We start from the raw sequence: 22,550 nt of genomic DNA on the forward strand, positions 1-22,550 counted from the left end.
TTCTCGTCTCATATCCGTCAGGCAAATCGCGCGGGAAAGCGCGACTTCCACGTTCGCAGCCCGTTCTCTTCGAACATGATGCGCGAACAGCTATGCCCCTGTTGTTCCAGCGCGGCGATGAGCTGATAGCGCTCGAACGGACGTACGAAGAACATGAAGTAACCGCCGCCGCCGGCGCCCAGCAGCTTGCCGCCGACCGCGCCGTGCTGCTTGGCGAAATCGTAGATCGCATCGATCGCGTCCGACGAGATCTTCGAGCTCAGCTTCCGTTTGGCGTGCCAGGCGTCGTCGATCAGCCGGCCGCATTCCAGGAGCTGGCCGCGCAGGAGATGCCGCCGGATGTCGCGCGTCACTTCCTTCTGCTTGGCGGCCGCAGCGACAGCGTCGCTGGTCTCGTGCTGTGCCTTCTGATCGCGGTGGATGGCGCCGGAATCTCGGCCCGAGCCGGTGTAGCAGAGCACCAGGCTCTCCTCGAGCTCGGCGATGATGTTGGGGTCGAGACGCAGCGGCACGATGGTGTTCTGGTCGGAGAAGAACTCCATGTGATTGAAGCCGCCGAACACGGTGGCGTACTGGTCCTGCCAGCCGCCGGGGATGTTGAGCATCAGCCGCTCGGCCTGGAACGCCATCTCCGCGATCTCGTGGCGGTCCCACTGGTCGCCGCGGAATTCGTTGAAGCAGCCGATGATGGCGGATGTGACCACGGCCGAGCCGCCGAGGCCGGAGCCGACCGGGAAGTCGGCGGAGACCTCGAGCTCGAACCCGTAAGTCGGCTTGATCAGGCGCACGACGGACTTGATCAGTGCAAGATTCCCGTCGGTTCCGAGCTCTGCGAGATTGTCGGCCTCGATCGTGCTGCGGAAATCGTGCGAATAGATCCGGATGCTGGAATCGCTCCGGCGCCGCAGCGTCGCATGAGCGTACATCTTGATCGTGGCGTTGATGACCGCGCCGCCGTCATTTTCGACGAAATAGTGCGTCAGGTCGGTGCCGCCGCCGGAGAAGCTGATCCGCACCGGCGAGCGGGCGCGAGCGAACACCTCGCTCTCTTCGGACAAATTGAACAGCTCGCGGCTGAACACGTCGACGAGCCGGCCTTCACCATCGAGGATCGGCACCACGTGCACGCGCTGATCGAGCAATTTGAGGATCTGCTCGCGCGGACCGCCGGCCCTCGCCGAGACGAAGTTGCGATTGATGCAGGTCGCAACCCGGTCCTGGATCGTGGTGCCGGTCAGCATGCGCCTGCGGATGTCGCCGTCGGTCACGGCGCCGACGATTCGTCCGCTTGAGTCCTGGGCAAACAGGATGCCGAGCATGTTCGCATTCAGGCGCCGGAAGGCTTCCTCAATGGTCTCGGTCTCGGCGATGGTGACGAGAGTTCGTTCAAGCACGTTTCGGGGTCCAGGAAGGGCCAATTCCAGGCCATATCGCAGCAGGGTTGGTAATACGGGAGCGGCAGGGGCGATGCAAGGTTCCTGCGCCCGGCGGCATCGGGCCAAAATGGCCGGCGTCGAGCGCTTCGGTCGGGCCGGGGCCGATTTACATTGGCCGCGGTTTCTATAGAAGGCTCCCGAGGGGTCCACGCGACATGTATGTGATCGGAATCAGCTCGGGGATCAAGCACGGGCATCACGACGGTGCAGCGGTTTTGCTGCGCGACGGGGAGCTGATCGCTGCTGCCGAGGAGGAGCGCTTCACGCTGGCCAAACATGCGCGCGGCGAGCTGCCGCGCGGGGCGATCGGCTTCTGCCTGAAGCAGGCCGGCATCACCATGCGCGACGTCGACTGGATCTGCTCGCCGCTGAAGACCTACACCAACTACACGCAGCGTCTCACCGAGTATTTCAAGTATCAGTTCGGCCACAGCCCGAAGATCGAGCTCTACGACCATCACCTCTGTCATGCCGCGAGCTCGTTCTACGGCTCCGGTTTCTCGGAGGCGACCGTAGCCTGCTTCGATTTCTCGGGCGATTCCAGCTCCGGTCTCGTCGCCCATGCGCGCGGCAACGACTTCCGCGTGCTGACGCGGTTCGGCCGCAACAACAGTCTCGGGCTCTATTACGGGATGCTGACGCAGTATCTCGGCTATCAGATGACCAATGACGAGTACAAGGTCATGGGCCTGTCGTCCTATGGCAGCCCGGACTATCTTGACAAGTTCGCCAAGCTGCTGCGTCCGAACGGCATCAACTACGAGCTCGATCCCGAGCTCGACAAGCGCAGGCGCGACGCCGAGATCTTCACCAGTGATTTCTCGACGCGGCAGGAGCGCATCTTCACCGAGAAGATGGAGGAGATTCTGGGCCCGCGGCGGTTGCGCGGTCAGCCGCTCGATCGGCGGTTGACCAACATCGCCGCAAGCGGCCAGAAGCAGCTCGAGATCGTCACCACCGAGGTGATCCGCACAGCGATTGCCGAGACCGGCTCCGGTGATGTCTGCATCGCCGGCGGCGTCGGGCTGAACTGCAAGATGAACATGGAGATTGCGGCCGAGCCGTCCGTCAAGCGTCTCTACGTTCCGCCGGTGCCGCATGATGCCGGCGTGGCGCTCGGCGCCGCGATGATGAAATGCGCGGAGGCGGGCCACGCCATCGCACCGCTGACGCACGCCTATTGGGGACCGGAATATTCCAACGACACGATCCGGGAGATGCTGGACAAGATCGGCGCGCGGTTCGAGCTGCTCGACGATCCCGTGTCGCGCTGCGTCACCGATTTGACCGAGCAGAAGACGGTCGGCTGGTTCCAGGGGCGGATGGAGTATGGCCCGCGCGCGCTCGGCAACCGCTCGATCCTGGCCGATCCCAGGCATGCGGGCATGAAGGACCGCATCAACCTCACCATCAAATATCGCGAGGAATTCCGCCCGTTCTGTCCGTCCGTGCTGTACGAAAGTCAGGCCGAGTATTTCGAGGACACGTTCGACGCGCCCTTCATGGTGGTGACGTTCCCGGTCAATCAGAAGGTTGCCGAGACCATGCCCGCGGTGGTCCACGTCGACAACACCGCGCGCATCCAGAGCGTCCATGCGGACAGCAACCCGCTCTATAGCCACCTGATCGGCGAGTTCGCGAAGGCGACCTCGTTGCCGGTTCTGATCAACACCAGCCTCAACATCAACGAGCAGCCGACGGTGAACGCACCGCTGGAGGCGCTGCACACCTATTTCTGCTCGGGGCTGGACGTCTTGTATCTCGGTAACTATCGGCTCTCGAAGTCGAGCTGAGACTAGCGTTCGTCCGCAATCACCTTGCCGTCGTTCGGCAGCGCGCCGGGATTGACGAACTCGACGCTTCCGCCGAGTTTCGTCACGGCGCGCAAGCTGGTCGCAATTTCCTCGCGCAGGGCGTCACTCGTGGCCGCCGTTTCCGCCTTCAGCGTCATTGCGTCGGTCTCGCCCTGCCGTGTGACGACGAGGCGCAGTCTTCCGAGCGCAGAATGACGCTTGCCGATCTCGGCGATCTGCTCTGGACGGATGAACATGCCCTTGACCTTGGTGGTCTGGTCGGCGCGGCCCATCCAACCCTTGATGCGCATGTTGGTGCGGCCGCACTTGCTTGGGCCCGGCAGCGCTGCGGTGAGGTCGCCGAGGGCGAGCCGGATCCAGGGATGGTGCGGATCGAGCGACGTTACCACGATCTCGCCGACGTCGCCCGGCGCAACGGGATCGCCGGTGCCGGGCTTGACGATCTCCATGATCAGATCCTCGTTCACGACCATGCCCTCGCGCGCCTCGGTCTCGAACGCGATGAGGCCGAGATCGGCGGTGCCGAAGGCCTGGTAGGCATCGATGCCGCGCGCCTTGATCTCGGCCTGCAGCGAGGGCGGGAACGCCGCCCCGGAAACCAGTGCGCGCTTGATCGAGGAGACGTCCCGTCCCGAACTCGCTGCGGCATCGAGCAATATCTTCAGGAAGTCCGGCGTGCCGCTGTAACCGACCGGGCGGTAGGCCTCGATCAGCTCGAATTGCTGTTCGGTGTTGCCGGGCCCTGCCGGGATCACGGCGCAGCCGAGCGCGCGCGCTGAGGCATCGAAAATGAAGCCGCCGGGGGTGAGATGGTAGCTGAAGGTGTTGAGGACGATGTCATCGGGTCGGAACCCGGCCGCGAACAACGCCCTTGCGCCGCGCCAGGGATCGGCCTGCCGCCCCTCCGGTTCGAAAATGGGCCCTGGGGAGGTGAAGAGGCGGGCAAACGACCCCGGCGCCGACGCCACGAAGCCTCCGAAGGGCGCCGAGGCCTTGTGCAGGGCGGGCAGTTCCGACTTGCGCAATACCGGCAGGCCCGCCAGCGCCTCCCGGGAGGTCACGGCGGCGGGATCGAGACCTCTCAGCCGCTCGGCATAGGCCGGGGCGGCCATCGCGGCTCGCAGCACCTCCGGCAGGCGGGAGAACAGATCGGCCTCGCGGGCGGCTTGTTCGCGCGTCTCGCGGGCATCGTAGTGGGCGGTCATGGCTGTTCTTTCCGTGTTGGCATCCGTTGCGCGCCGCCGCTGGCGTGGGTATCAGACGGCGATCGGCGAGGCCTGGAGAGGACGCGATGGCGGACGAAGGAATCATTGCGGCGGAGGAGGCGACGGACGTCGTCGCGCGCCTGAAGCGCCGCATGATCGAGGAGGCGCTGCCGCTGTGGTCGACCGTCGGCTGGGATCCTGCCGCAGGCGGCTTCATCGACCGGCTGCACCGCGACGGAGCCGCGGATGCGGCCGCGCCACGGCGCGTGTTCGTGCAGGCCCGGCAGATCTATTGCTACGCGAAGGCCGCGCAAATGGGCTGGTACCCTGACGGCCGCGCCATCGCGCTGAAGGGGCTGGAGCATCTGCTCAGCAAAGCCAAAGCGCCCGACGGCCGGCCGGGCTATGTGCACCGGCTGACGCCGGAAGGGACGGTGCTGGACGGCCGGCGCGATGCCTACGACCACGCCTTCATCCTGTTTGCGCTCGCGACCGTCTACACGCTCGACCAGGACGCGCAGGTTCGTGCCGAGATCGACGCGCTGCTCGCTTTCCTCGACAGCCATCTCCGCTCGCCGCATGGAGGCGTGCACGAAGGCCTTCCGGCGTCGCTGCCGCGCCGGCAGAACCCGCACATGCATCTGTTCGAGGCGATGATCGCGTGTTTCGACGCGACCCACGACCTGTCGTTCCAGAACCGTGCGGGCGAGTTCTTCGCGCTGTTCCTGGCCAATCTCTACGACAAGCAGAAGCGCATCCTGACCGAGTATTTCGAGGAAGACTGGTCGAAGATCGAGCCGGTCAGCGTCGAGCCCGGCCACCAGGCGGAATGGGTCTGGCTGCTGAAGGGGTTCGAGCGCATCACGGGATGCCCGACCGGTCAGCGGCGTGCCGAGTTGCTTGCGACCTCGATGCGCTATCGCGACGAGGCCACGGGCTGCCTGGTCGACGAGGGCGATGACATCGGCACTATCCGACGCAGCACGCGCCGGCTGTGGCCGCAGACCGAGATCGCGAAGGCGTGGATCGCGCAGGCCGAATCCGGCGAGGCGGGCGCGGCGGACGAGGCGCGCGCGGCGCTGGTGCGGCTCGAACGGCATTATCTCAGCCATCCCGTGAGGGGCGGCTGGTACGACCAGTTCGATCGCGACGGCAAATCGCTGATCGACACCATTCCTGCGTCGTCGTTCTATCATGTTCTCTGCGCGGTCACGGAAGCGGAGCAGGTGCTCGAACCCTAAAAGTTCAGAGCCAGCGCTTGCGCCGCTTGAAGCTCTTGAGGTTCTTGAAGCTCTTGCGCTGGTCGCCGGCCCCGCCGAGGTAGAATTCCTTGACGTCCTCGTTGTCGCGCAATTCGTCGGCGGTGCCGTCGAGCACGACCTTGCCCTGCTCCATGATGTAGCCGTGGCTCGCCACCGACAGCGCGGCGCGGGCGTTCTGCTCGACGAGGAGGATGGTGACGCCGAGGTCGCGGTTGATCTTCTGGATGATGGAGAACACCTCTTTCACCAGCAGCGGCGACAGGCCCATCGACGGCTCGTCCATCAGGATCATCTTCGGGCGCGCCATCAGCGCGCGGCCGATCGCGAGCATCTGCTGCTCGCCGCCGGAGAGATAGCCGGCAAGGCCGGTGCGTTCCTTCAGGCGCGGGAAATAGTTGAAGACCATGTCGAGATCGGCATCGACCTCGCGGTCCCTGCGGGTGAAGGCGCCGAGCTTGAGGTTCTCCAGCGAGGTCATGTCGGCGACGATGCGCCGGCCCTCCATCACCTGGAAGATGCCGCGGCGGACGATCTTGTCGGGGTCGATGCCGTTGATCCGCTCATTATCGAACACGATTTCGCCGCGTGTGACCTCGCCGTCCTCGGTCTTGAGCAGCCCCGAGATCGCCTTCAACGTCGTCGATTTGCCGGCGCCGTTGGCGCCCAGCAGCGCCACGATCGCACCCTTGGGTACGTCGAGGCTGAGGCCGCGCAGCACCAGGATGACGTCGTCATAGACCACTTCGATGTTGCGCACTGCGAGCAGGGCGGCGGGCGGCACGGCGGTCGGCTTGCTGCGGGATGCTTCGAGGGTGTCGGTCATGCGTCTTCATTCTCCGCTGTCGTCAGAGCTTCTTCCGTCATTCCGGGGCGGTCCGCAGGACCGAACCCGGAATCTCGAGGTTCTCAGGTGCGCAATTGCGCACCATAGTTCGCCTCTTCGGGGCGCCCCGGAACGACGGTCAGATCAGGCGCTCACCAGCCCAGCAATTCCGGCTTGCGCGGCAGCTCGACGGTCTTGACCTTCTCGAGCTTGATCGTGCCCTTGGCCATGAGGTCGTTGAGGTCGCCGTCGGTCGCGCCAGAAACCTTGGTGCGATAGAGATCGACCTTCAGCGTGCCGCGATGGTCCTTGTCGGTCCAGGTCGAGGGATTGCAGACGCCTTCCATGCCGGCCGGCACCCAATCCTTCTTCTGGTAGAAGCCCTTGGCGACGTTGTCTCCGGTAGCGCCGCCGTTCTTGGCAGCCCAGTCGATCGCCTCCTTCATGTACAGCGCAGAGCAGACCGCCGCGACGTAGTGCACGGGACGGTAGACCTTGCCGCTGGCGTCGGACATCTTCGAGATCTCCATCAGCGTCTTCATGCCGGGCGCGTCGCCGCCCCAGCTCACCGCGGTGCGCAAGGGGAAGATGACGCCGTTAGCGGCATCTCCGGCCGTCTTGGCGGCGTTCTCGTCCATGCCCCAGACATTCCCCATGAACTGGATCTCGACGCCGGCGGTCTTGCACGCCTTCATCACCGAGATGTTGGACGCCGCGGTGTTGCCGAGATAGGCGTAGTTGGCGCCCGAGGATTTCAGGCTCAGGCACTGGGCGCTGTAGTCGCCCGGCGCGAGCGCGAACACCAGCGGCGGCAGCACCTCGAAGCCGAGCTCCTGCGCCATCGCTTCACCGGCGGCCTTCGGCGCGTTCGGATAGGGATGGTTGGCGCCCATGTGCACGAATTTCGGCTTGCCGGACTTGCCTTTGGCCTTCCAGTCCTCGGCCGCCCACATCAGCATCGCGCGCAGCGAGTCCGAATAGCTCGGGCCGTAGAAGAAATTGTAAGGAGCGGGCTTGGCCTTGCCGCTGACGCCTTCGGGATCGGTGAGGGCGGCAGCATAGGAGCCGGACATGTCGGGGATCTTGTCCTGAGCGAGGAAGCCGGTCAGCGCCTCGGTGTCGGCGGTGCCCCAACCCATGATCGCGGCGACCTTGCTGTCCGGCGCCGACCACTTCTTGTAGAGCGCGATCGCGCGCGGCACCTGGTAGCCATAGTCGTTGGTGTCGACGTTGAGCTGCTTGCCGCCGACGCCGCCGTTCTTGTTGACCCAGGCGAAGGTGTCGGCGACGGCCTGGCCATAGGGCGTGCCGACGTCGGAGGTGCCGCCGGAATAGTCGGCGAGGTGCCCGATCGCGATCTGCGCCTGTGCGCCGGCCGAGAATGCGGCGATCGCGACGGCGAGCGATGCGGTGCTCAAAAGGGATTTCATCGTCATGGGTCGGTTCCTCCTGTTTATTGTTTAAGTGAAGTTGCCCGCGCTCAATGCGAGAACGGGTAGAGTTTCCAATACGCCTTGATCTGCCGCCAGCGATGCGCGAGCCCGTCGGGTTCGAACATCAGGAAGGCGATGATGATCACCCCGATCGCGATTTCGCGCAGGAAGGTGATGTTGGTGTTGAGTGACAGCGCCTTGTCGATCGCGCCGCCCTTCAAATAATGGCTGATGAACTCCATCCCTTCGGGCAGCAGCACCACGAAGGCGGTGCCCATCAGCGTGCCCATGATCGAGCCGGTACCGCCGATGATGATCATGGCCAGGAACAGGATCGAGCGCTCGATGCCGAAGCCTTCCTGCGACACCACGAGCTGGTAGTGCGCGTAGAGCGCGCCGGCGATGCCGGCGAAGAAGGCGGCGAGCCCGAACGATAGCGTACGGTATTTGGTGAGGTTGATGCCCATGATCTCGGCAGAGAGATAATGGTCGCGGATCGCCACCAGCGCACGGCCGTCGCGGGTGCGCATCAGGTTGGTGACGAGGATGTAGCTGAGCAGCACATAGGCCAGCACGACGTAGAAATACTGTTTGTCGCCGCGCAGTGTGTAGCCGAAGATCGAGAACGGGTTGGCGCTCGCCGGCACCGAGCCGCCGGTGAACCATTCGGCGCGGGAGAAGAAGTCGAGCAGGATATACTGCGCGGCCAGCGTCGCGATGACGAGATAGAGCCCCTTCAGCCGCGCCGCAGGGATGCCGAAGATCAGGCCGACCAGCGCGGTGACGACGCCGGCGAGCGGGATCGCGAAGAACACCGGGATCGGCGCGTTGTTGGAGATGTAAGCCGAGGTGAAAGCGCCGAGCAGGAAGAAGGCGGCATGCCCGATCGAGATCTGGCCGGTGAAGCCGACCAGGATGTTCAGCCCGAGCGCCGCGATCGAGAAGATGCCGATCTGGATCAGGATGCTGAGCCAGTATCCGCTGAAGAATTGCGGCGCGAGGCATAGCAACAGCACGCCTGCGATGGCGAAGTTGCGGCTGGTCGTGGTCGGGAAGATCGTGGTGTCGGCCGCATAAGAGGTGCGGAAATCACCAGCAGGAATGAGGGCAGGGCCGGCCATGGGTCAGATCCGCTCGATGTCGTGGGTGCCGAACAGCCCGTAGGGCTTGATCATCAGCACGATGATGAGGACGTAGAACGGCGCGATCTCGTAGAGATTGCCCCAGTGCAGGTACTCGCTGTCGACATATTGTGCGACGTTCTCGAGCAGGCCGATGATGATGCCGCCGAGCACGGCGCCGCCGACGGAGTCGAGTCCGCCGAGGATCGCCGCCGGAAACACCTTGATGCCGTAGGCGGCAAGGCCCGAGGACACGCCGTTCACGACCGCAACGACGACGCCCGCGACCGCCGACACCGTCGCCGAGATCGCCCAGGCCATCGCGAACACGCTCTTCACGGAAATGCCGAGCGATTGCGCGACCTGCTGGTTGAATGCGGTGGCGCGCATCGCAAGGCCGTATTTGGAGGCACGGAAGAACCAGGCCATGCCGATCATCATGGCGACGGAGACCACCAGGCTCATGACATAGACGGTCTGGATCTGTAAGCCCAGCAAGCTGACCGATTGGCTCTCGAACACGCGCGGGAACGGCTGCGGATTGACGCCGAACATCCATTTCAGCGTTGCCTGGAGCACGGTGGAGAGGCCGATCGTCACCATGATCACGGAAATGATGGGCTCGCCGATCATCGGCCGCAGGATCAGGACCTGGACCGCGATGCCGAACACGAACATGAACACGAGCGTCATCGGCATGCCGATCCAGAACGGCACCTGGTACTTGGCGAGCAGCGCCCAGCACACCCAGGCGCCGACCAGCAGCAATTCACCTTGCGCGAAGTTGACGACCTGCGTCGCCTTGTAGATCAGCACGAACGACATCGCGACCACGCCATAGAGCGTGCCGACCACGAGGCCATTGACCAGGAGCTGGATGAGGAAGGCGGTGTTCATGTATGGTGGACCTTTCGCCTCTCCCCGCGCGCGGGGAGAGGCCGACGCGCAAAGCGCGGCGGGTGAGGGGGAGCTTCCGCATGCGAGGTGCTGATGAGGGCAAGACGGAGCGCGCCAGGCATTTGCGTGCCGCATTGACTGATGCGGAGGGGACGCTCTGGTATCGCTTCCGTGCACGCCGGCTCAACGGTTACAAATTCGTTCGGCAGGAGCCGATTGGCCCATACACTGTCGACTTCATTTGCCGCGAGGCCCGGCTGATTATTGAAGTTGACGGTGGCCAACACGCCGACAGTGCGCACGACGCGGTGCGGGACAAATGGCTGATCGACCGAAACTATCGAATTCTGCGGTTCTGGAACAACGACGTTTCGAGCAATTTGGTCGGCGTTCTCGAAACAATTGTCACTGCCCTCGCGGAGGCTCCCCCTCACCCGGATCGCTGACGCGCTCCGGCCTCTCCCCGCAAGCGGGGAGAGGCGAAGGGCAGCACCGCTCGCGACGGTAGACCGTGTCACTCCGCCGCCTCCGCCATGTGCCCGGGTCCGCCGAGATCCACCACACGCAGTGTCGTCCGCACCCGCTGCGTGGTGCCGTCCTGGAAGCGGATCACGGTGTCGACGGGGATGTCGGCATCGCCGCGGTAGATGGCATCGATGATGCCTTCGTATTTCTCGTTGATGACGCTGCGCCGCACCTTTCGCGTGCGGGTGAGCTCGCCGTCGTCGGCGTCGAGCTCCTTGTAGAGCAGCAGGAAGCGCGAGATGCGCTGCGCCGGCGGCAGCGTGGCGTTGACGGTCTCGACTTCCTTGCGGAGCAGCGCATAGACCTCGGGGCGCGAGGCGAGGTCGCTGTAGGTCGTGAACGAGAGCCGGTTCTTCTCCGCCCATTTCGAGATGATGGAGTAGCGGATGCAGATCATCGCCGCGAGCGCATCACGGCCGGCCCCGAGCACCACGGCTTCGGCGATATAGGGCGAGAACTTCAGCTTGTTCTCGATGAACTGCGGCGAAAAGCGTTCGCCGCGCGAGGTCTCGGCGAGATCCTTGATGCGGTCGATGACGACGAGCTGCTGGTTCGCGTTGAAATAGCCGGCGTCGCCCGACAACATCCAGCCGTCCTTGATGTCGGCGACGCTCGCCTCGGGATTCTTGTAGTAGCCGAGGAACATGTTGGGATGCCGCACCACGATCTCGCCGACGCCATGGACGTCGGCATTGTCGATGCGGATCTCGACTTCGTCGGACATCGGCACGCCCGTGGTGTCGGGATCGACCTTGCCCTCGGGATGCAGCGTATAGGCCCCCAGCAGCTCGGTCTGGCCGTACAGGGTGCGCAGCGGCACGCCCATGGCCTGGAAGAACTTGAAGGTCTCGGGCCCGAGCGCCGCGCCGCCGGTCGCGGCCGAGCGCAGCCGGGTGAAACCGAGGCGATCGCGCAGCGCGCGGAACAGGATGGCGTCGGCAAGGCCCGAGCGCTTGCCGTGTTCGAGCGCGGCGAGGCCGCTCTTCATGCCGACGTCGAACAGGCGCTGCTTGAGAGGCGTCGCGTCCATCACCTTGGCGCGGACGTCGGCGGCGATGGATTCCCAAACCCTTGGGGCAAAGAGCACGAATGTCGGCGCGATCTCGCGCAGATCGTTCATCATCGTGTCGGGCTCTTCGACGAAGTTGATCTTCATCCGGCAGAGCAGGCCTTTGCCGAGCACGTAGACCTGCTCCATGATCCACGGCAGCGGCAGCACCGAGACGTATTCGTCGTCCGGGCCCTTGGGGTCGAAGGCGAGATAAGTCGCACAATGGCCAAGCACGCGTCCGGCGGCGAGCATGGCGAGCTTGGGATGGGACGTGGTGCCAGACGTCGTGCAGAGGATCGCGACGTCCTCGCCCTTGGTTGCATCGACCAGCCTGTCGTAGAGCTCCGGCTCCCGCGCGGCACGGGCCCGGCCGAGTTCGGCAAACCTCTCCGCCGACATCAGCCTGGGATCGTCGTATTTCCGCATCCCGCGCGGGTCGGAATAGATGATGTGCTTCAGCTTCGGCGCGCGGTCGGCGAGGGTGAGCAGCTTGTCGACCTGCTCCTCGTCCTCGGCGAAGACGAGCTGCGCCTCGCCATAGTTGAGGAGATAGGAAGCCTCCTCGTCCAGCACGTCGCGATAAAGTCCGAGGCTGAGGCCGCCGATGGCGTGCGTCGCCACTTCCGCCGCCACCCAGTCCGGCCGGTTGTCGCCGATGATGCCGATGACGTCGCCGCGGCCAAGGCCCATTTCGAGAAGACCGAGCGCAAAGTCGCGCACGCGGGTCTGGTAGTCGCTCCAGGTGAACAGCCGCCAGAGCCCGAGATCCTTCTCGCGCAATGCGATCTCGTTGCCATGCTCTTTCGCATTGAGCCGGAGCATCTTCGGATAGGTGTCGGCCTGTGCGACGCGGCCTGCGTAATCCATCATGCCGCGCTCTCCTGCGCGGGTGCAGCGTCATCCGGATCGACCAGCACCTCGTCTTCTTCACCAAGATAGGCCCGCCTGACGTGGGGATCGGCGAGCACCGTCGCCGGATCGCCTTCGGCGATCTTCTTGCCGAAATCCAGCACCATGACGCGGTGGGAGATGTCCATCACCACGCCCATGTCGTGCTCGATCATCACCACCGTCATCCCGAATTCCTCGTTGAGATCGACGATGTAGCGGGCCATGTCCTCCTTCTCCTCGAAGTTCATGCCGGCCATCGGCTCGTCGAGGAGAATGAGACGCGGCTCCAGCGCCATGGCACGGGCGAGCTCCACGCGCTTGCGCAGGCCGTAGGAGAGGGTGCCGGCTTGCGCCTTCCGCACCGACTGCAGGTCGAGGAAGTCTATGATCTCCTCGACCTTGCGGCGGTGCTCGAGCTCCTCCTTGCGCGCGCCGGTGAGCCAGTACAGCGAGCCTGTGAGGAAATTGTTCTTCAGGAGGTGATGGCGCCCGACCATGATGTTGTCGAGCACGCTCATGTGGTGGAACAGCGCCAGGTTCTGGAAGGTGCGGCCGATGCCGAGCGAGGCGCGGGCGTTCGGCGTCAGGGCCGTGATGTCGCGGCCCTGGTAGAACAGCTGGCCTTCGGTCGGCTTGTAGCGGCCGGAAATACAGTTCACGATCGAGGTCTTGCCGGCGCCGTTGGGGCCGATGATCGAGAACAGCTCGCCCTCCCTGATGGAGAAGCCGACGTCGGTCAGCGCCCGGACGCCGCCGAATCGCAAGGACACGTCGCGCACTTCAAGACTGGTAGCCACCAAACGAAACCCTCCCGGTGATGGCGCTTTTTAGTGGCGCTCTTCGTCCGTTCCTGCCCAGCGATCCTAGTACGGTGGTGCCGGTGAGGCCATGCAGCAGATGGTCTCGACCGGAGCCGCGCCACTCTCGTTCCCGTCAGGGATCAAAAGCCGCATCGTCCGAGGTGGTCCTCAATAGGGGAAAGCGCTATTTTGAAATGTCTCGCGGCTGACAATTCTGCGACAAAGTTTGCCGGGCGGCGGCGGCCTTCATCTTTCGTCGGATGGCGGTTGGAATCATCATGCTGCAATGCAGCAGAAGATGGAGTGACGAAACGGTGCGGCTGGCCGCGAGATCATGATTTCAGAAGATCAACTGAAGCGCGTCGCCGCCTGGTCGCGCGAGCTCACGCAAGCGGAGATCGAGGTCGCGCGCGCCGGAATCACGGAGCGGTCCTACGGCACCGGCGAGACCGTGTTCATGCGCGGTGATATTTTTGCCTATTGGGCCGGCATGGTGGGCGGCCTTGCCCGCATGGGGGGGGTCTCCAGGGACGGCAAGGAGACCAGCCTCGCCGGGCTGACGGCGGGGGCCTGGTTCGGCGAGGGCAGTGTGCTCAAGAACGAGCCGCGCCGCTATGACGTGGTGGCGCTGCGCGACAGCCGTGTCGCGCTGATGGAACGCAGCGCCTTCATGTGGCTGTTCGAGAACAGCGTCGGCTTCAACCGCTTTCTGGTGCGCCAGCTCAACGAACGGCTCGGCCAGTTCATCGGCATGCTCGAGGTCAACCGCACGCTGGATGCCACCGCGCGCCTCGCCCGCAGCATCGCCTCACTGTTCAATCCGATCCTCTATCCGGAATCGACCGCTCATCTGGAGATCACCCAGGAGGAGATCGGTGCGCTCTCCGGCATGTCCCGCCAGAACGCCAACCGCGCGCTGAACCGGCTGGAGAAGGAGGGACTGCTGCGGCTCGAATATGGGGGCGTCACCATCCTCGATATCGAGCGGCTGCGCGGCTATGGGGATTAGGCGCGGTCATCGCGCATTGGCGGGTGCATGGACCGGCCAGAGGTCGGCGCGCCAGCGGATGGCGATCGCCAGCATCGCGATGAAGCCGGCGGCGGCATAGAGCGAGCCTGTCGCGGAATAACCAATGATGTCGATCAGGCTGCCGGCCGCGAGCAATCCGATCGGCAGGCCGTAGATCACCATCATGCGCACGCCCATCACCCGGCCGCGAAGGTGTGCGCTCGCGGTGCGCATCAGGATCACGGCCGCCGAGATCATCGACATGCTCTGGGCGACGCCGGCGAGCATGAGGCAGGCCATCGCCACCGGCATGGTCCTGACCTCGACGAATACCAGCAGCATGGTGTACCAGGCCAGCGTCGCGCCGATCAGAAGCCGGGCAATGCGCAGTCCGCCGACCAGGCTGAGCGTGATGGAGCCGATCAGCGAGCCGACCGCAAAGCTCGCCGAGAGGTAACCGAGGCCGGTCTGGTCGGTATGAAAGATCTCCCGGGCGATGTAGGGCAGCAATCCGCCAGTGAAGGGAAATGCGGTGAGATTGGCCAGGAAGGCGACGCACAGCGCCGCACGCATTCCCGGGCCACTCCAGGCGTAAACGATCCCTTCCTTCAGATCGCCGAGCAGCCGCGAGACGGCATGGCTATTCGCCGGAAGATCGCTCGTGATGACGGTCCTCTTGGGCCGGGTCAGGCACAGCATGAGAAGCGCGGCCACGAAGTAGAGACAGGCAATCGCCACGTAAACGAGGCCAATGCCGAGGACGGCGAACAGCCCGGCGCCCGTCAACGCTCCGGCGATGCGCGCGCTGTCCTGGGTCGTGCGCGCAACGCTGATGGCGCCCACCAGCTGCTCGGCCGGCATGATCTCGGCGAGCAGCGCGCCGCGGACGCCGAGATCCGAGGGGCGAATCAGGCCCATGACCGCGACGATGATCATGACGCTCAGCGGCGACAGATGACCGGTCAGCGCCAGAACCATGATGGTTGACGAGAGCACAGTATAAGCAAGACGCATCGCGACCAGAAGATCGCGATGACCCATGCGGTCGCCGATCATGCCGAACACCGGCGCGACCAAGGTCCCGACGAATTGGAGCGAGGCAAGCACGGTGAGCAGCAGCACCGAGCCGGTCTCGACCAGGATGTACCAGCCCAGCACCAGCGTCTCGATCTCGAACGCCCAGGATGTGAGCAGGTCGGACGGCCACTGGAAGCGATAGTTGCGGATGCGGAATGGCGCGAGCGCCGACGGCCGCGCGGCTGCGCTCAAGACGCGATGACGCGTGTCACGGCGAATCCCTTGCCTTGTTGTTTCTTCTTTCCGATCAGCAACGTAGCGTTGGCGACGCGCGTGTCAATCGGACCGGCCGCATGCTGCCATGCATGGCTGCATCAGCACGTCCGCTGCAGGCGCGTGACCGGTCCGTGCGAATGTCTTCCCCTGGTTTCTGCGATCGGTTCGTCCATGGACGCAGGACGCGGTCATAGTGTCTTCATCTTGCTGTGGCCCAACAGGTCACGGGCGCGGGGAATCGGAGCGATCGCAGCATGTGGGTACGGTGGCCGAGGTTTGCCGCGCAGTCTTTTTGTTTTGTACTTCTCGTAAGCGTCATGGTCTCGCCGGGGCAGCGGGGTCGCAAGACATGTTGGCGCTGATGCAGCGCATTACGGCGCTGGCGAAGGAGGGCCGCTACGGCGAGGCGGTCGGCTTGGCGAGGAAGCTCGTCGTTGAGGCCGAGAAAAGCACGGGGCGACAATCGCCCCTGACCGCGACCACGCTGGTCGTGCTGGGGCAGGCGCTCCAGACGAAAGGCGAGACCACCGAGGCCGAAAGCGTGCTGAGGCGGGCCCTCGTCATTCGCGAGAAGAGCCTTGGTCCCAATCATCCCGATGTCGCAGCCGTGCTCGCCACGCTAGGCCAGATCGAGCTCGGCCAGAACAGGCTCGGTGATGCCGAACGCGACTTGTCGCGCGCGATCGCCATCGACGAGAGCGTGCTGGGCCCTGACCATCTCACCACGGCGCTGGCGCGGATGCAGCTCGGCAATCTCCGTCACCGCCAGATGAAGGAGACGGAGGCGCTCGATCTGTTCAACCGTGCGCTCGTGGTGTTCAGGAAGTCTCCGGGACAGGCTGACATCATGATCCCGGTGACCTTGAACAACATCGCGGAGGTCAATCGGGCGCAAGGCCGGTTACAGCAGGCCGAGGCGAGTTTTGCCGAAGCGCTTGTGCTTCAGGAGAAGCAGCATGGCCCGGACAGCATCTATCTGACAGCGACCCTCAACAATCTCGGCGAGCTCCGCCGTGCGCAGGGACGGCTTCCGGAGGCCGAGCAATTGGCCCGACGGACTTTGGCTATCAGGGAGAAGGCGCTCGGACCTGATCATCCCGATGTCGCTGCGAGCCTCAACAATCTGGCCCTGGTGTTCTCGCGCGAGGGCCGGGACGCCGAGGCCGAGGGGCTGCTGACCCGCGCACTCGCCATTCAGGAGAAGGCCGTCGGGATAGCGCATCCGAACGTGGCGACGGCATTGAACAACCTTGCGGAGGCCTGGGCTCATCTCGATCGCAAGCAGGAGGCGGAGCAGCTGTTCCGCAAGTCGCTGGCGATCCGTGAGAAGGCGCTCGGGCCGGCGCATCTGGATGTCGCGATCGCGCTTGACAATCTGGTGACGCTGATGAGCGAGGCCGATCGTTACGCCGAGGCCGAACCGTTCGCGCGCCGGTCGCTTGCGATACGCGAGGCCGCGCTCGGGGGGTCTCACCCGCTGATCGCCAACAGTCTCAACAATCTGGCCGTCATTCTGGACAGCACCGGCCGGCCGCAGGAGGCCGAGCCGCTGCTGAAGCGCGCGCTGGATATCCGCCTGCGCGCTCTCGGCGAGCAGCATCCGGATGTTGCCAACAGCTTCGCCAATCTCGGCGCCCATCATATCGATTTGAAGGATTGGCAGCAGGCCCGCGACGCGTTCGCGCGCGCGGTCGCGATCCAGAACGGCCGCCGCGCCGCCGAGCAGGAGAGCCGCGGCGATGTGAAGGTCCATGAAGAGACCAATCCCTATCCCGGACTGATCGTAGCCGCCTATAACCTCGCGAGCGCCAATGCGGGGCAGGCCGGCGCCTTGCGATCGCAGGCGTTCGAAGCGGCGCAATGGATCGGTGACGAGCAGGCTGCGCGGGCGATTGCCGGCATGTCGGCCCGCATCGCCGATGGCAGCGGGGATCTCGCCGCGCGCGTCCGCGAGCGGCAGGATCTCGGCGCGCAAGCTGTCGCGACCGACAAGATGCTCGTGGCGGCGATCTCGCAGGCGGATGCTGCGCGCAACCCGGCGGCGGAGCAGGCGCTTCGTGCCCGAGCCTCGGCCATCTCAGGTCAAATCCGGGAACTGGATCGCTCAATCGCTGCGCAGTTTCCGGACTATGCAGCGCTCGTAACGAAGGCGCCGATTGCGATCGAGGATGCCCAGAAGCAGCTTCGTCCCAACGAGGCGATGTTGCTGTTCACGACGACGTCACGCGCCACCTTCGTCTGGACCGTGACGCGCTCGGACGTGCGCTGGCATTCGGCGGATCTCGGCGAAAAGCAACTCGCTGAGGCCGTCGGTGCCTTGCGCTGCGGTCTGGATACGGATGCATGGCTGGACAAGGCGACCACATGTCCGCAGAAGCTCGGCCGCAAGGCCCCGCTTGGGGCGGACGAGCCATTGCCGTTCAACCAGGAGCGCGCCTTTGCGCTCTACCAGGCGCTGCTCGGGCCTGTCGCTCGCGACATCGATGGCAAGGAGCTGATCCTGGTGTCGTCGGGGCCGCTGGCGACGCTGCCCTTTCAGGTCTTGCTGACCGAGAAGCCGGCTGCCGGCCAGGACCTCGCGAAGGCGCCCTGGTTGGTCCAGCGATTTGCCACCACAGTGCTGCCTTCAGTCTCCAGCCTCAAGGCATTGCGGCAGGTCGCACGCAAGAGCGCGGCGTCGAAACCGTTTCTCGGCATCGGCAATCCCGTGCTCGACGGCGATGGCCGCAGCGATGTCGCGATGGCGCGTGCCAAGCTGGCGCGCCAGATTCAGACCTGCGCCGTCCTCCCGACGCAGGCGACCCAGGTCGCACAACGGAGCTTGCGCGCCGTGGACGCGCTGTCGGGCGGCACCGCGGACATCGTGCAGCTCAGGCGGCAGATGCCGCTGCCGGAAACTGCGCTCGAACTGTGCGCGGTGGCCAGCACCTTCGCGCCCGTCAAAGGCGACGTCGTCCTCGCTGGCGACGCCTCCGAGACCAGGATGAAGACGCTCGGCCAAAGCGGCGATCTCGCGAAGTATCGCATCCTGCATTTTGCGACGCATGGCGCGCTTGCGGGGCAGGTGCGCGGCTCGATCGAGCCAGGACTTATCCTCAGCCCGCCAGCGGCGCCGACGTCCACCGATGACGGCTATCTCTCGTCGTCGGAGGTATCCGGCCTCAAGCTCGATGCCGATTGGGTGATCCTGTCGGCCTGCAACACTGCTGGCGGGCAGGCCGCCAATTCGGAGGCCTTCTCCGGTCTTGCGCGGGCCTTCTTCTATGCCGGCACGCGCGCGCTGCTGGTGTCGCACTGGGCGGTGAACTCCGACGCCGCGGTCGCCATCACCACCGGCACGATCGACGCCATGAAGACGCATCCCGATATCGGCCGAGCAGAGGCGCTGCGTCGCTCGATCTCGGCACTGATCACCAAGGGCGGCGAGAGCGCGCAGCCCGCAACTTGGGCGCCCTTCGTGCTGGTGGGGGGCGGCGCCATCTAGCGGTTCAGCGCGCCGCCGCGCGCTGAACCGGCTGTTTGCGGGGATGAGTGAAGCGGCGCTCGCGGCCGTTAATCAACCACCGCTTGCTCTTCCTGCACGACGAGCCCATGCTTGTCAGGTCGCTGGGCCCATCCGACAGGTCCAGTAGACCGCGTCATCGCGGCTTCCGCGGGGTCTTGACCCATGAACTGCTCTTGCTGCGGTTCCGAGGTTCAGAGCGGCTTTGCCTTCTGCCCGAAGTGCGGCACGAAGCAGCCGAACGCGTGCCCCGGCTGCGGCTATGCATGCGCTCCGGATTTCACGTATTGCCCGAAATGCGGCGCCCTCGTCAGTGAACCCCCCAAAGCCGGGGGACAGGCGCAGCCGGGCCGGTCGACAGCGCCGGTCAGAGCGTCGTCACCGCCGCTGGCGCCGGCGGTCGACCCTCACCAGGCTTTTCGACCGCAGCCAGACAGGATGGACAACGAAGCCAACCGCCGCACCATTACCGTGCTGTTTGCCGATCTCAGCGGCTTCACCGCGATGAGCGAGCGCCTCGACCCCGAGGTCATGCAGGCCCTTCAGAACGAATTGTTCGAGGAGCTGACGGAAGCGGTGCAAGGCTTTGGCGGCTTCGTGGACAAATTCATTGGCGATGCGCTGCTGGCGCTGTTCGGCGCGCCAGCAGCGCACGAGGACGATCCGGAGCGGGCGGTCCGTGCTGCACTCGACATGATCAAGCGGACGGAGCAGCTCAGCGAGCGCGCGAAGGTCTATGCCGGCGCACCGCTGCTGCTCCACATCGGCATCAATACCGGGCACGTGGTTGCGGGCGGAGTGGGTGTGGGCGTTGCCAAGTCCTATTCGGTAACCGGCGACACGGTGAATACCGCGCAGCGATTGCAGTCGATGGCGCCGCCGGACGAAGTGCTGGTCGGGCCCTTGACCTACCGCCTGACCCGGCATGCGTTCTCGTATGAATCGCTCGGCGAGGTCTCGCTCAAGGGCAAGATGGGCAGTGTCCTGGTCCATCGTCTCAAGGGACCGCTCGACACGCCGCGTGCGGCGCGAGGCCTCGACACGCTGGGCCTCAGTGCGCCGCTGATCGGCCGCGACGTCGAGCTTGCCCGCATGATCGGCAGTCTCGATCGCGCGTGCGGCGGTGCGGCGCAACTGGTGCGGCTGGTCGGCGAAGCGGGCATCGGCAAAACGCGCCTGGTGAACGAATTCGTCGCCCGCATCCGCGATGAGGAGCGCTTCGCAGGTGTGGCGATCCGGCAGGCCGCCTGCTCGCCCCTCGGCGAACAATCCTACGGCACGCTCGCCGCGGTGCTGCGCAGCGCCTATGGCATCGCGCAGAAGGCCAGCGCCGCGGCGGCTGAGGCCAGGCTGGCTGAGGCCCTGTCGGAGCTTGGCCTTCCGGCCGAAGAGGCAGAGCGGCTGATGCCGCTCTATGTCCATGTCCTTGGCCTCGGCGGCCCGGACGCCGCATTGCAGCACGTCGAGCCCGAACAGCTCCGGCGGCAGATATTCTTTGCGATCCGGACCGTCTTCGAACGGCGCCTGGCCTTGTCACCGCTTCTGATCATCGTCGAGGATCTGCACTGGGCCGATGCCGTCTCCCTCGAGGCGCTGCGGTTCCTGATGGACCGGCTGGAGCGCACGCGGTTGATGCTGTTGTTTACGCATCGGCCAATGCTGGAGCTGGATCAGTTCGGTTCGGGCCGGATCAGCCACACGACCCTTCGATTGCTTCCGCTCGGTGACGCCGACGGACAGAACCTGCTGGCGGCTTATTTCAGTCACGGTTGGCGCGAGCCGCCGGGAAATCTGTTCAGTCGAATCCTGGAGCGCGCGAGCGGCAATCCGCTTTTCCTCGAGGAAATCATCCGCGGTCTCATCGAGGCCGGCGCCTTGGAGCGTGACGGCCCGCAGTGGCGGATAAAGTCGGATGAGGCCGCCGCCGACATCCCGGCAAGCATTCAGGCGCTATTGCTGGCGCGGCTGGACCGGCTGCCGCATGAGGTGCGCCGGCTGGCCCAGGAGGCCGCGGTGATCGGCCCGCGCTTCGACGCGGCTCTGCTCGGTGCGACGGCAACCGGGCCGGCGAAGGTCGAAGTGGGCCTCGAACTTCTGTGCGACGCCGAGATTGTCGAGGAGGTTGCGGGCGCAAACTCGATCTCGCTGCGATCCTACCGTTTCACGCAGACCATGCTGCAGGACGTGATCTATCAAAACCTGCTCTTGCAGCGGCGGATCGAGCTCCATGGACGGATTGGTGCCGCGCTGGAGCGGCTCTATGGCAGCGAGCCCGAACGGCTCGAGGACCTCATCCTGCTGGGCCATCATTTCAGCCTGAGTGCGCACAAGTCGAAAGGCGCCCGCCATCTGCGCGCGGCCGGCGATCGCGCACGCGCGACCTATGCCAATGACGATGCCATCCGTCTCTATCAGCAGGCCCTCGCCATGTTGTTGACCGGCGGCGAATGCGTGCCGGAGCGCCTGCTTCTGTACGAGCGGATCGCGGACCTCTGCGCCGCGGCGGGCCGCCGCAACACGGCCGAGGAGCACTACCAGAGCGCGCTGGAGGGGCATCGCGCCACAAAGGACCGCATTGGCGAAGCGCGAATCCTTCGCAAGCTTGGCAGGTTGTTGTGGGACGCCGGCAAGCGGATCAACGCAGAGAGGCATTACGCCGAGGCGGCTGACCTGCTTGGAGGGACCGATGCGCCGATCGAACGGGCGCACCTCTTGCAGGAGCGCGGCCGTCTCGCGTTTCGCATGGGCGATCACGTGGCCGCCGCGACATGGGCGGACGAGGCCCTTGGCTACGCCCGATCCGTCCCGGCGGACGCGGACGAGCAGGCCGGACTCGAGGCGGCGCGCGCCATTGCCGAGGCTCTCAATACCAAGGCGGTTGCACTGGCGCGGCTTGGACGACACCAGGATGCGGTGCGCGAAGTGGAGCAAAGTGTCGCGGCGGCCGAGGCCGCCGGCCTTCTCAATGTGGCCTGCCGCGGCTACACCAATCTCAGCGTGCTCTACACGATTGTCGACCCGGCGCAAGCCATTGATGTATGTCGGCGCGGACTGGATGTCGCGCATCGTATTGGCGATCTCGGGTTCCAGGCGCGTCTTCTCGCCAATTTCGCCGTTGCCTGTTGCACCTTCACGGACAAATGCACCGAGGAAGGGGTGCCGGCTGCCGAAAAGGCAATCGAGATCGACCGTGCGCTCGATCAGCGCGAGCATCTCCCCGTGCCCCTGATCGTGCTCGGGCAAATCCATCAATGCCATTTCCGGCCCGATCAGGCCGCCCGCTGCTACAATGAGGCGATCAAGGTCGCGAGCGAAACCGGCGAGCCGCAGCAGCTTTTTCCGTGCTATGATGGTCTCGCGACGCTGAACCTTGATCGCGGCGACATGCCCGAGGCCGAGCGGTATTTCGCGCTGGCCGATGACGTCTGCACCAGGCACGGGCTTGATCCCGCCGGACTGATTGTACTGCCATTTCTTGACTAGGTCAT

15 protein-coding genes are annotated in these 22,550 nt (G+C 65.0%); 6 read left to right on the forward strand and 9 right to left on the reverse strand.

What is annotated here, in order from left to right:
• Positions 1 to 17 precede the first annotated feature (17 nt).
• Complete coding sequence (locus tag XI04_RS01895; RefSeq protein WP_097668500.1) at positions 18 to 1,394, reverse strand: GHMP family kinase ATP-binding protein; 1,377 nt, start codon at positions 1,392 to 1,394, stop codon at positions 18 to 20.
• A gap of 197 nt (positions 1,395 to 1,591) precedes the next feature.
• Here XI04_RS01895 and XI04_RS01900 point away from each other — a divergent pair, with 197 nt between their 5' ends.
• Positions 1,592 to 3,229 (forward strand): carbamoyltransferase family protein, encoded by a 1,638-nt coding sequence (locus XI04_RS01900; RefSeq protein WP_271595634.1) that lies wholly within the window; start codon positions 1,592 to 1,594, stop codon positions 3,227 to 3,229.
• 2 nt (positions 3,230 to 3,231) lie between these two features.
• Here the strand turns inward: XI04_RS01900 and XI04_RS01905 are convergent, their stop codons facing one another.
• Positions 3,232 to 4,455: a phenylacetate--CoA ligase family protein gene (locus XI04_RS01905; protein WP_028143369.1), complete on the reverse strand. Its 1,224-nt coding sequence runs from the start codon at positions 4,453 to 4,455 to the stop codon at positions 3,232 to 3,234.
• A gap of 86 nt (positions 4,456 to 4,541) precedes the next feature.
• On the opposite strand from XI04_RS01905, the gene XI04_RS01910 reads away from it, so the two are divergent.
• A complete protein-coding gene (locus XI04_RS01910; protein WP_028143368.1) occupies positions 4,542 to 5,696 on the forward strand; it encodes an AGE family epimerase/isomerase in 1,155 nt (384 codons plus the stop codon).
• 4 nt (positions 5,697 to 5,700) lie between these two features.
• Here the strand turns inward: XI04_RS01910 and XI04_RS01915 are convergent, their stop codons facing one another.
• The 4 genes from XI04_RS01915 to XI04_RS01930 form a co-directional block, all read right to left on the reverse strand.
• Entirely contained in the window at positions 5,701 to 6,540 is an 840-nt protein-coding gene (locus tag XI04_RS01915; protein WP_028143367.1) for an ABC transporter ATP-binding protein, read from the reverse strand.
• A gap of 152 nt (positions 6,541 to 6,692) precedes the next feature.
• Positions 6,693 to 7,976 (reverse strand): ABC transporter substrate-binding protein, encoded by a 1,284-nt coding sequence (locus XI04_RS01920; protein WP_028143366.1) that lies wholly within the window; start codon positions 7,974 to 7,976, stop codon positions 6,693 to 6,695.
• Between the two features lie 44 nt (positions 7,977 to 8,020).
• Positions 8,021 to 9,094, reverse strand: a complete 1,074-nt coding sequence (locus XI04_RS01925; RefSeq protein ID WP_018317429.1) for a branched-chain amino acid ABC transporter permease — start codon at positions 9,092 to 9,094, stop codon at positions 8,021 to 8,023.
• Positions 9,095 to 9,097: 3 nt separating this feature from the next.
• Positions 9,098 to 9,991 (reverse strand): branched-chain amino acid ABC transporter permease, encoded by an 894-nt coding sequence (locus XI04_RS01930; RefSeq protein ID WP_018317428.1) that lies wholly within the window; start codon positions 9,989 to 9,991, stop codon positions 9,098 to 9,100.
• A gap of 80 nt (positions 9,992 to 10,071) precedes the next feature.
• Between XI04_RS01930 and XI04_RS01935 the strand changes: the two genes are divergently transcribed.
• A complete protein-coding gene (locus tag XI04_RS01935) occupies positions 10,072 to 10,437 on the forward strand; it encodes an endonuclease domain-containing protein (RefSeq protein WP_038971774.1) in 366 nt (121 codons plus the stop codon).
• Between the two features lie 68 nt (positions 10,438 to 10,505).
• Here the strand turns inward: XI04_RS01935 and XI04_RS01940 are convergent, their stop codons facing one another.
• Both XI04_RS01940 and XI04_RS01945 read right to left on the reverse strand, forming a co-directional pair.
• A complete protein-coding gene (locus XI04_RS01940) occupies positions 10,506 to 12,437 on the reverse strand; it encodes a long-chain fatty acid--CoA ligase (RefSeq protein WP_271608788.1) in 1,932 nt (643 codons plus the stop codon).
• Positions 12,434 to 13,255: an ABC transporter ATP-binding protein gene (locus XI04_RS01945; RefSeq protein WP_028143362.1), complete on the reverse strand. Its 822-nt coding sequence runs from the start codon at positions 13,253 to 13,255 to the stop codon at positions 12,434 to 12,436. The genes XI04_RS01940 and XI04_RS01945 overlap by 4 nt, the downstream gene beginning before the upstream one ends.
• Before the next feature lie 337 nt (positions 13,256 to 13,592).
• Between XI04_RS01945 and XI04_RS01950 the strand changes: the two genes are divergently transcribed.
• A complete protein-coding gene (locus XI04_RS01950) occupies positions 13,593 to 14,267 on the forward strand; it encodes a Crp/Fnr family transcriptional regulator (protein WP_038949013.1) in 675 nt (224 codons plus the stop codon).
• A 6-nt stretch (positions 14,268 to 14,273) separates the two neighbouring features.
• Here the strand turns inward: XI04_RS01950 and XI04_RS01955 are convergent, their stop codons facing one another.
• Positions 14,274 to 15,536 (reverse strand): MFS transporter, encoded by a 1,263-nt coding sequence (locus XI04_RS01955; RefSeq protein WP_152102664.1) that lies wholly within the window; start codon positions 15,534 to 15,536, stop codon positions 14,274 to 14,276.
• A gap of 373 nt (positions 15,537 to 15,909) precedes the next feature.
• On the opposite strand from XI04_RS01955, the gene XI04_RS01960 reads away from it, so the two are divergent.
• Both XI04_RS01960 and XI04_RS01965 read left to right on the forward strand, forming a co-directional pair.
• Positions 15,910 to 19,044 (forward strand): CHAT domain-containing tetratricopeptide repeat protein, encoded by a 3,135-nt coding sequence (locus tag XI04_RS01960; protein ID WP_049824222.1) that lies wholly within the window; start codon positions 15,910 to 15,912, stop codon positions 19,042 to 19,044.
• Between the two features lie 183 nt (positions 19,045 to 19,227).
• The gene (locus XI04_RS01965) at positions 19,228 to 22,545 is read left to right on the forward strand and encodes an adenylate/guanylate cyclase domain-containing protein (protein ID WP_271608787.1); all 3,318 of its coding nucleotides are present in this window, start codon (positions 19,228 to 19,230) and stop codon (positions 22,543 to 22,545) included.
• The last annotated feature ends 5 nt before the right edge of the window (positions 22,546 to 22,550 follow it).

The organism is Bradyrhizobium sp. CCBAU 11430, assembly GCF_028128855.1.
GTDB lineage: Bacteria > Pseudomonadota > Alphaproteobacteria > Rhizobiales > Xanthobacteraceae > Bradyrhizobium > Bradyrhizobium ottawaense.